We start from the raw sequence: 10,822 nt of genomic DNA, 5'->3' as shown, positions 1-10,822 counted from the left end.
TCACATTATGACCTCGAAAATATTCAATCCAAACAGAAGAATCTACAAGAACTCCGGTCATCTTTTTCTCAAACTGTTCAGGTCTATATCCAGATCAATTTTCCCGTAGTATCTTTTCAAGTCCTTTATCTTCTCCCTCTGGATTAGTAATTTAAGGGCTGATTTGATGACTTGGGTTTTTGTCCTGCTTTTTGTCAGCTTCATCGCTTCGTTAACAAGATCTTCGGGCAGGTCTATTGTAGTTCTCATTTTTCCTCCTCTTATGCATATTATACTGTTTTATATGCATAATCAATTCATTTATTATGCACAATTTTATGTATGTTTTAATGTTAAAAATAATCTATTTTCATGTTATAATGCGTTTTATAAGAACGAAAAGGGAGTTGATAAATACATCTGCTACTAAAAGAGCAATTATTTATCAGTTCTTTTGTAATTGAACATGTTACGCTTGTTTTTCTTGAATACTTTTAAATAATAAAAACAAAAAAAGAAGGTCTTATGAAAAAAACCACGCTTTTCGTTGGAATTATTGTAATTAGTATCTGCATATTTTCTTTGCAGAGCTGTTCAAAAAAAGGACTGGAAAAAGACGGTGCGGACACTGTTTTTTCCGGACCCACATGGTCGGGAGAACCCCTTGATCCCTACGAAATATTCCAAAAACACTACGACGCCATGGGTGGTCTCGAAAACGTCAGAAAAGAAAAATCAAATTACATAGAGGGGAACATAACAATTGTCGGCACCGGACTCGAAGGGACTTTCAAGCAGTGGAACGAATACCCCTTGAAAAGAAAAGAAGAAGTCGACCTCACCATAATCTCGCAGACATCTGGCGACGACGGAGAGTTCAGCTGGCTCATAGACATGAACGGTAAACTTCAAATTCAAAAGGACTCAAACACCGTTCAGGAGAGAAGGATTACAGAACTTTTGGCTGATTACGAACACTTGAACAGAAACTCAGAATATTTCAATCTATCTTTCCTCGGCGCGGACACGGCAAACGGACTTGACTGCTATGTCATAGAGTTGAAAAACAATATAAACGAAGACAAGGAATGGCGTTATTTCGACACTTCAAGTTATTATCTCGTCAAAAAAATAGATTTCAAGCACCCCCATGAGACCCACACCATGTTTTCAGATTACAGGGAAATTGATGGAATTTTCTGCTCTTTCCGCCAGGAAATCGAAATTCTTCCCCTTAAACAAAAACAGGTAATCGAGATAACCCGGTATGACATAAATCCTGAAATAGAAGATCAAATTTTCATCATACCGGAAGAAAGCGCGCCGGATTTTGTCTTTGCCAACGGCAAATTTGCCGAAAACATACCCTTTGATTTCATAGAAGACCACATCTACATCGAAGTGGATATTGAAGGAAAGAAAAGTCTTTGGATTTTAGATTGCGGCGCGTCGGCTTCAGTCATAAGTCTCGAATACGCGCAGGAACTTGGACTCGACCTTCAGGGCTCTCTGACAGGACAAGGAGTCGGCGGCACGGTAGACGTCACTTTTACAACGCTTCCGCCCTTCAGCTTAAAAGGTTTGGAGTTCAAAGAGCAGAAAGTAGTGGCCATCGAGATTCAGAATTTCATGAAAAAACTCTCGAGAATGGAAGTCTGCGGAATCCTCGGATACGATTTCTTGTCGAGATTCGTCACTAAAATAGACTACGCAAATGAAAGGATTTCTTTTTATCTTCCAGACAGTTTCGAATACAAAGGTGCAGGAACCATTATTAACTCACCGCTTGAAGACAACATGTTCATAGTGCCGATGAGCGTAGACGACAAATACTCCGGAATGTGGCGGCTCGACATAGGCGCGACGGGACTGTCTTTTCATCATCACTACGCCGAAGAAAATGACCTCCTCGAAATCGAAGGCATTGAATCAGTCGCTTTCGGTGCAGATGGTGAAATATCCGATAAAAGAGCTCTGTTTGATTTTGTCAGGATAGAGGATTTCAGGGTCGAAACCACCGTCATATCAATACCAACAGAGACCGGTATCGGAGCTTTTTCCGACAGGCGTTACGTGGGAAATCTTGGAAATGATATATTAAAGCACTTTGTCCTCTATCTCGATTATCAGAATCAGAAAATAATCCTCGAAAAAGGTGAAGATTACAGCAGAAATTTCCCAAGAGAGAAGAGCGGTATGGCGATATGGGACACTGAAGAAGGTGTGGAATTATTCTTTATTTCTCCCGGAACTCCCTCCGATAGAGCCGGATTCAAGGAAGGAGACATCATTTTAGCAATAGACGGAAAAGACATAGGGGACTTTGCAACCTTGTCAGAAATCAGGGAAATTTTCAGATCTGAAGAAGGGACAAAAATCCAGTTGAAAGTTAAAAGAGGAGTTGAAATTCTCGACATAGACCTCGTCCTCGAAGAATTATATTGAGATCTGTTAAATTTTCTATGTTTAAAGGTTAAGAAATTTGAATCACGAAGAAAATTTCTTATTTGCCTTCTGCAAATAAGTTTACATACAATTATCCCTTGTTCATTCGCGTAACGATATTTTCATCTATGATGAAAAATCGGATTAGTGTCCATTCGCGGTAAGTGATCTTTATTTTCTTCGTGTTGGATCCGGTTTTTTTTGTATTCAAAAAAATACCGACAAGGTGGTTGTATTCTCTTTAGTTTTCACGATCTGAGCCAGAGCATTATATCCTTGAAGTTGAACTTTTTTCCGGTCATCAATATTCCCACCCTGAATATTTTGGCGGCGAGAAAGAACAGGAAAAAAATTGTCAATACAATCAGGCCATAGGCAATAGCCACCTGATAGAGAGGCGGGGAAGATATAGTGGTCCTGAGAAACATGACCATCGGAGCCGTGAAAGGGAAAAGCGAAAAAAAGACGGCAAAACCCGAGTTCGGATTCATTATTATCGCCGATACGCTTATCATCGGAAGGATGAGTAGAAAAATCACCGGCATAGCGAGCTGTTGAAGGTTGTTCTCGTCCTCCGAAGCCGCTCCGAGCGCGGCGTAGACAGCCGCATACATAAGAAAACCGAGAATGTAAAACGATATAAGATAGCCGTAGATTCCGTGGGGTAGGGCGGGGACATTCAGATTTTGAAATCTGCTTCCTATAATTTTTAAGGCGAAAAAACTCAATGAAAGCCAGAACCCGTATTGAAGAAGACTCGCAGCGGCTTGGCCTGAAATTTTTCCGAGCATGAGGGTGAAAGGTTTGACGGAGGAAAGGATGATTTCGACCGTTTTTGTCTTCTTTTCGTTTATGACAGACCTTCCTATGGATTGTCCGTAAATAAGTATTGTCATGTAGAGAAGAGTTGTGAAAGTAATCGCCGTGAAAAAAGACGCCAAAAAATCCTGTCTGACCTTTAGGCCTTCTTTGGTCAGTTTGACGGCGCTTATGACCGGAGGCAAAGTCAGCGAGCTGACCCTCGACGGATCAATACCTTCGTTTATCATCCTCTGGGTTATTACGTAGTTGCCAAGAGCTCCTTCAAGCGACGCGATTATAGTGTAGTCCGCCATGTCTTTTGTGACAAACTCGAAGGTGTCTTTTGTGAGTATGCTTTCAGGGAAGACGACGTATCCGTAGATAACTCCCTTTCTTACAAATGAATCGAGAACATTTTTCGAATCGGAGCTTTTGACGATGTCTATACCGGAGTTTTTTAGTCTCATCTTCATTGCCGCGGCAATGTTGTTGTCTTCTGTAACAATATATACAACGACATTTTTCGTCTGAGTGCTTTTCATCAAGAACATTGGAAAAACCGTGATTCCTATCATGAAAACAGGCCCGAGAAGCGTAAAGACTATAAAACTCTTGTTCATTGCGACGGTTTTGAATTCCTGTCTGAGAACGCAGAAAAACTTTTTCATTCTTCCGCCTTTTTGCCTCCGACGAGGTCTATGAAAATTTTCTGTAGTGAAGGTCTGGTCACCTCAAACCTCATAACGGACTCTTTTCCGGCTACGGCAGTCAAAAGATCGTCAGGTGTTTTCCCTGGAGCTAATGCTATCTCTACCCAGCGCGGATAGGATATTATGTCAGAAACCAGACCGGTGTTTTTCAAAAATCCAAGGTCTCCGTCAAATTCCATTATGACCGAGTTCTTGCCGAATTTCTTTTTTACGCCGTCGAGAGTTCCGTAGACGACTTCTCTGCCCTTGTCTATTAGAAAAATCGAGTCGCAAATCTTTTCCGCCTGCTCCATTATGTGAGTTGAAAATATTATCGTCTTTCTCTTGTCAGAAAGTTCCTGGACTGTTTCTCTTATCACCTCGGAGCTCACAGGATCGAGACCGGCAAATGGTTCGTCGAGAAAAATTATATCGGGGTCGTGCAGGACTGCGGCTATGAACTGGACTTTCTGGCTCATGCCTTTTGAAAGTTCTTCGACCTTTCTCTCTTTCCATTCCGGCAGACCAAGCTTTTCGAGCCATTCGTCTATTTTTCCGCTTGTCTCTTTCGCCGATTTGCCTTTTAAGGACGCAAAATATCTTAAAACGGCCGAAACCTTGAATTTTTTATATATCCCTCTCTCTTCCGGAAGATATCCTATTCTGTCAAAATCCCTGTCAGAGATTTTTTTGCCGTCGAAAAGAATCTCGCCCGAATCGGGAGCTATTATGTTCATGACCATTCTTATCGTCGTGGATTTTCCAGCTCCGTTGGGACCTATCAGACCGAGAAGCTCTCCGGATTTCACTTCGAAAGACACGCCATCAACAGCTTTAACGGACTGATAATATTTCCGGACGTCACGCAGTGTAAGAGTCATCTTTTGAAACCTTTCCTGACCAACGGGTTGGCGCTTTCTTCTCTCTTGAGCATTTCGACTATGCCTCCTCTTCTTAACAGGGAACGGTAGTCGGATTCGCAGTTTGTCAAAATATTTCCGAGATATTTTAAATTCTTTTCCATGTATTTCTTGTAGGGATTGATTTTTATGCCAAAATTGCTTTCAAAATGACCTTCAACCAGATCGAAAACGCCCTGGTATTCTCCGTAAATTTTGTTTTTTGACACGTCTTTGTAAAACGTCTCGGTGTTTTTCAAAAGATCTATCTCGCTTGGAAAACCGGGTATTCCGGCTTCGGAAAATTCTCTGAAAAGAAAAAGGAGTTTTTCGAGATAAAACCTGTCCGCTATCTGAGCGACGAGATCCGAGGTTCCCACTATTTTTCCTAAAAACTTAAGTTCATCGGAGTGAAACGGGATTTCGTCAATGGGCAGTTCGAGAATTGTCGAGGCTATTATGTGCGAAGCCCTCATTCTGTCGAAATTCGTGTATCCCTTTTCTCCGAGATAATTCGACGCGAAAACAATACTCCTTTCTTCATGACCGACGGAAAACTTCGCCCCTGTTCCGCTTTCGTCTTCCGTTCTCTGTATGTATCCGACGTCGTGAAAAAGAGAAGATATCAGGGACAGGCGGATGTACTCGTCTTTGAAGCGTATTCCCGAACGGGCGGCGCCGTCTATCAGCCTCGAAGATGCGAGATACACAGAAAGTGTGTGCGACAAATCGTGGTATTTCGTTGTGCATTTTCTGTAACCCGGGAATTTTCCGTCAAAAAGATCCAAAATGTCTTCGAACACTTTTTTCAATCCTGACATGTCGAAATCAGGATAAGCACTTTTTATAGCTTTTCTGGATTGTTCGTATATGTCTTCGGGTTTTTCCGGGAAAAAATACCTGTAATCGAGGATTCCGTTCACATCACTCATAAACAGTAATTATTACTTTTTATTTGTTTTGTAAAGATATTTTCATACTTTAACTGATTATTTTTTAAAATATTGTGAATTTTCCGCTGAATGACCTATTCTTGAGAACAGGTCATTCAGCGGCAAGTTTTCCGTGTTTTGATCCCGTTACAAAAGATTCGACGCGAGTTCGGCCAGAGGTGAACGGACGCCTTTTTCGAGGGTTACGTTGGCGTATATCTCCTGGCCTTTCATTTTGTCTATGAGATAGGTCAAGCCGTTGCTTCTGGAGTCAAGGTATGGCGTATCTATCTGATGCGGATCGCCCGTGAAGACGACTTTCGTGCCTTCTCCCGCCCTCGTTATTATCGTCTTGACCTCGTGAGGAGTCAGGTTCTGCGCCTCGTCAATAATAAAATAAAACCTCGACAAGCTCCTTCCCCTTATAAACGCCAGAGGAATTATAAGCAATTTTTCGTTGTTCAAAAGCTCGGTTATCTTGGCAAATTCCTTTGAATCCGATGAATACTGGTTCTGTATTACGGATAAATTGTCGAAAAGTGGCTGCATGTAGGGGTCAATTTTGCTCTTGACGTCCCCGGGAAGAAAACCTATGTCTTTGTTTGACAGAGGTATTATCGGCCTCGCCAGAAGTATCTGGCTGTAGTATTTCCTGACCTCGAGGGCGGCGGCAAGAGCCATCAGCGTTTTACCGGTACCCGCTTTGCCTGAAAGAGTCGCGAGCTGGATGTCCTGGTTTATTAGAGCGTCTAGAGAAAATGTCTGCTCGGCGTTTCTCGGCTGTATGCCGTAAGCGCTTTTTCGCTCTACAAGTCTCAGGGATTGAGTTCCTGAATTGTATACGCTGAGAATGCTCTTGTGGTCGTTCCTGAGAATGAAATATTCGTTGGGATAGGGTTCCAGTCCGAGCTGAGTTTCGGCAAGCCCTATGTTCTTTTTTTCGTAAAGGGAGTCTATGATTTCATCGGACACGTCTTCAATCAGGTTTTTGCCCGTGTAAAGCGCGTCTATATCTTTTATCTTTCCCGTCAGGTAATCCTCCGCCCTGACTCCAATACCTTTGGCTTTTATCCTGAGATTGATGTCCTTTGTCACGAGGACCACTCTTTTGTCTCCGAATTTTTTAGAAAGGTTGTAGGCGACGGACAGTATTCTGTGGTCGGGGCTGTCGTCTATGAGCGTTTCTGAAAGAAATTTGTCTTTTTTGAGGTTCGTGTCCACACTGACCAAGCTTCCGCTTTCGAGTTTGATCCCGTCCGTTGTCAGGCTGTCTCCGAGAAGCGAATCGAGTTCCCTGGAAAACTCCCTGACGTTGTAATTGATCATCTCGTTGCCTTTTTTGAACTTGTCTATTTCTTCGAGGACTGTTATCGGTATGACGACGTTGTTTTCCTTGAAAGAGTAAATGCATCTGTAATCGTACATTATTACGTTAGTGTCGAGAACGTAGATTTTAGCGTCATTCATGAGATTCATCGGAAACACCCCTTTCTCCGCCGAGGAATACAGGCGACAGAGCCCAAAACAGACTGTCAGAGGTGTCGAGCGCTTCGACAGCCGCCGCATAAAAAACCGACATAGCCCGGCTGTCAATGTCTCTTTCGAAAGCGGCGCTCAGTGCCGGTGTTCGAAAACTCTCAAGTCTGCCGTTTTCGTCCAAGTGTTGACGGTTTATTATACCGCCGTAGTCGTAACCGAGCAACAATCGTCTGTTTTCTGAAGAATCTCCAAAGGCTCTCAGCAGAAGCCCTTCTCTCACCCAAAGCCCTTCCAGTTCGGAAAATCCGGAAGTCGAGTAGAGCCTGCAGGACATTTTCCCGCTTTTTCTAATGACATCGGAAAAGGCACTGTCGGAAAGCGCTATTACACTGAGGTCGTAGTCAATGCCCGAAATTTCTGCCAAAATACACCTTGCCACGACGTCGCCCGGATATAAAATCCTTCCGTCGCCGTTTTTCACCGCCAAAGCGTTATTTCTGCAGAAATCCTCCACGTCTTTTCCCTCGAGGTCTATTTCGTCAAAAAGGTCTCCATAAACTTTTGAGAGATCAAAAGGTATTTTTTCCGAGATCTCGTCCATGTACCAGGGTAAATTCAGAAGAGTGCGGTTTATGACTATGGTCCCCGTGTCCGAGACAGGATCGTAATTCCTTATTCCGCCGACAATCTGGGCAAACCAGAGAGTGAATGTGTCGTTGTCTCCCTGCACCATTATCACGGATTTCCCCGAAGTTGACTCGAGCACGTTCATCGCGAAGGCGTGTGCCGTCCAGTTGCCTCTTCTGTTGGCGTGACCCGTGAAGCCGTTGTAAAGTCCCGTCGCCGTAAAAATCAGCGACAGGGTCAGGGCGATTTTCCTTTTGACGTAAATCAGCGAACAAAGAGAGAAAGCGTATATCAAAGCGAAACCGGCTGAAAAAAAATAATCCCTGGGTCTCGCTTCTTTAGGCACGTGCGAGGGATCCGTATCGCTCGAACAGAATTTAAAATTGAAAACAAAAACGAGAACAAGGCTGAGGCAGAGCATGAAAAGAAGAAATACCGCGAGTTTTTTTTTGCTTTTTTCGCGAAAAGCCCTGAAGAGGGAATATGAAAAAAGCAAAACGAAAACCGTCATGAACAATGAAGTTAAAGCCATACCGGACGCTCCGAATTTTCCCTCCCTGACGAAAGGCGTGAACTGCCACGATAAATAATTGACGTAGGAAACGTTTTGATAAAAAAAACCTTTCACAAAGCCGTAACCGGTCAATGACGAAGTGCTTCTTTCCAAAAGGCTATTGCTCCCGTACTGCCTTCTCAGAGCGACATCGGTAAGGTCGCTAATACTTTCAATAGAAGACTCGTTCAGCGAGGGTTTTTCAAGAGCCCTGAAATACAATATCATGTAAGAAGAAGCTCCGAGGGAGGCGCACAAAAGCGAAACTGCAACAATAATGATTTTCGTCCTCTTTTTAACTTCTGACAGAACGAAAGCGGCTGCGACAGGTATCGAAGATATCATAGCCGTCGCGTGAATTGAAAAAGACAGGGCAATGAGATATGAAGCGGTCAAAAAATACCTGGTTTTTCCTTCGGTTGTCTTCAAAGACATCCAAAGCAGAGCGAATATAGCGAGAGTCGAAAGTCCGTAAACTTCGGCTTCCACGGCGCTATCCCAGACGGAGAAACTCATCATGCCGCAGACGGCGGCGCTCGCCAGAACATATTTTTTGAAAATGCTTTCGGTTCCAAATATCTTTTTAAGCGAAAGAAATAGAAATACGCCGGCCCCAGCGGTCGCCGTCACGCTGAGGAAATTCACGCATCTTGCCGTTAAAGCGGCGTCATTGGCAAATGCGCAGAAAACTCTCGACAGAGTCACATAAAGCGGACTGCCCGGAGGATGCGGTATGCCCCAGCAGGATGCGGCCGCGACAAATTCAGAGCTGTCCCACCAGGAAATCGTCGGCGCCGAAGTCGCGGCAAAAACAAGAAACAAAAAAAGGAAAACCGCCAGAGCTGTTACGGCGTCTTTTTTGTGCCTCATTTTCTTCCGGTCCGGAAATACCCCTCACATCATTCGACGAGTGAATCCGGTTCCGAAAATAACCAACCCATGCCGAAAGACGTAATAAGCGAATCATCCACTTCAACATTTTCAAGATAAAGACCGACGACGAATTTTGCAAAACCGGTGTCTCCCGTCTCCCTGAGAACGCCCTGATCTATCCATTCGACGACAAAAGCGTAATCAACAGAATAAAGACCCGCGCTTTCAAGAAGAGCCTTTGCCCCCTCCCTGTCGCCGTCTCTGTAGCTGAAAAGACCCTGCAGTATGACGTAATCCTGAAGCGACGTGTTTTTAAGAACGTCTTGAGACGCCAGAAATTCTTTCTTGGCTTCTTCGTTTTCCTGGAAATACAACAGTGTGTAGATTTTTTTTGCTGTGAAAAATCCCACGGAGAACGACAGCCTTTCCTTTTCGGAGGGGATGTACTCCCTTTCAATTCTCGATTCCATCCGCGATATAAAATCGTCAATAAGAGCTGCGGCTTCTTCTTTCATTCCGGCAATTTTGTAAGCTTCGACCAGATAGTACGTGAACTGCAGTTCGTTGCCTTTGCTTATGAGATTGCCGATCTTCATGTATATGAGCGCTTTTGCCGGATCTGTTGTTTCGCCTTTTTCAAATTTTTTAATTTCATTCGTGCCCAGAAGGAAAAATCCCGCGGCGTAATTCGAGGCGAGTCTTGCAAATTCGTCATTGTACAACGTGCTTTCGTCTCTTTTTACCATGTCTAATGGCAAATTTCCAAGCGACAGACGCCCTTTTTCGTCGAGCATATCCTTGGAGAATATGCCTCTGAAGCGGAATACTTCGTTGTACAGGCTTTCTGTGTATGCGTAGTTTACGTTCTGGAACATGGTTGAGGCTTCATCTATCTTTTCGTTTGACACGCAGTAGACTAATCCTTCTGTCTTCAGCCAGGGCTCCAGCATTAGCATGTTTTCCTGACTGCACGTCGAAGAAAAATAAACTTTGTGCTGTGCGGCGGGATTTGTAATTCTGCCGGCGAATTCGGCGAATTCCGCAGTCTTCATAAACAGCACTTCTTCAGTGAATTCGACGCCGTTGACAGTGCAAATTATCGAACGCACGGCTATGTCTTTGGGCAGGAGTATTTCTACCGGCTGAACCATCCCTCCGCTGACGGATAGTTCAAGGGGTATGTATTCAACTGCGTAACCAATGGAAATTTCGTTGAGCAGCCAGTTTTCGAAACTGTCTCCATTTTCTTCAGCTATCTTTATCGAATATTCCATTTTCTCAATATCGTTTAAAGCCGACCACCGGTTCTCTTTCTCCGAGTCGCCTTTTATGTGTTTTTTGAAAGCGTATTCGTTCCATTCGGCCATCGCGGGATTTTCTACGCTGTAATAGTTTTCTGAATTGACTACTTTTATTTCGTGTTTGCTCCATTTTCTGAAAGCGTTCGAAAAATGTATAGGGAAACCCTGTTCGTGGATTTGTTTTATGTACCAGTTCGTGTTCAATAGCGAAAAATTGGCGACTATCACGCCGGTGTCCGCCTCG

8 protein-coding genes are annotated in these 10,822 nt (G+C 43.7%); 1 reads left to right on the top strand and 7 read right to left on the bottom strand.

Translation table 11 applies throughout. The features are described from left to right. Positions 1-57: 57 nt before the first annotated feature. On the bottom strand, positions 58-249 hold the full coding sequence (locus tag JXL83_04980) for a type II toxin-antitoxin system VapB family antitoxin (GenBank protein ID MBN2363468.1): 192 nt from the start codon (positions 247-249) through the stop codon (positions 58-60). 255 nt (positions 250-504) lie between these two features. Here JXL83_04980 and JXL83_04975 point away from each other — a divergent pair, with 255 nt between their 5' ends. Then, the gene (locus tag JXL83_04975; GenBank protein ID MBN2363467.1) at positions 505-2,424 is read left to right on the top strand and encodes an aspartyl protease family protein; all 1,920 of its coding nucleotides are present in this window, start codon (positions 505-507) and stop codon (positions 2,422-2,424) included. A gap of 248 nt (positions 2,425-2,672) precedes the next feature. Here the strand turns inward: JXL83_04975 and JXL83_04970 are convergent, their stop codons facing one another. From JXL83_04970 to JXL83_04945, 6 genes are all read right to left on the bottom strand, one after another. Next, positions 2,673-3,893 (bottom strand): ABC transporter permease, encoded by a 1,221-nt coding sequence (locus tag JXL83_04970; protein ID MBN2363466.1) that lies wholly within the window; start codon positions 3,891-3,893, stop codon positions 2,673-2,675. After that, a complete protein-coding gene (locus JXL83_04965) occupies positions 3,890-4,795 on the bottom strand; it encodes an ATP-binding cassette domain-containing protein (protein ID MBN2363465.1) in 906 nt (301 codons plus the stop codon). The genes JXL83_04970 and JXL83_04965 overlap by 4 nt, the downstream gene beginning before the upstream one ends. Further along, positions 4,792-5,745, bottom strand: a complete 954-nt coding sequence (locus tag JXL83_04960) for an HD domain-containing protein (GenBank protein ID MBN2363464.1) — start codon at positions 5,743-5,745, stop codon at positions 4,792-4,794. Before JXL83_04960 ends, JXL83_04965 begins: the two co-directional genes overlap by 4 nt. A 147-nt stretch (positions 5,746-5,892) precedes the next feature. After that, entirely contained in the window at positions 5,893-7,212 is a 1,320-nt protein-coding gene (locus JXL83_04955) for a PhoH family protein (protein MBN2363463.1), read from the bottom strand. Then, entirely contained in the window at positions 7,205-9,274 is a 2,070-nt protein-coding gene (locus JXL83_04950) for a DUF2723 domain-containing protein (protein ID MBN2363462.1), read from the bottom strand. The genes JXL83_04955 and JXL83_04950 overlap by 8 nt, the downstream gene beginning before the upstream one ends. Before the next feature lie 29 nt (positions 9,275-9,303). Then, positions 9,304-10,822, bottom strand: a 1,519-nt coding sequence (locus JXL83_04945) for a hypothetical protein (GenBank protein MBN2363461.1), incomplete at its 5' end; no start/stop codon positions are given.

The organism is candidate division WOR-3 bacterium (assembly GCA_016934535.1).
Lineage (GTDB): Bacteria > SDB-A > SDB-A > SDB-A > SDB-A > JAFGIG01.
Note: the sequence above shows the minus strand (reverse complement) of the source record. Positions and strands in the feature narration are given on the sequence as shown.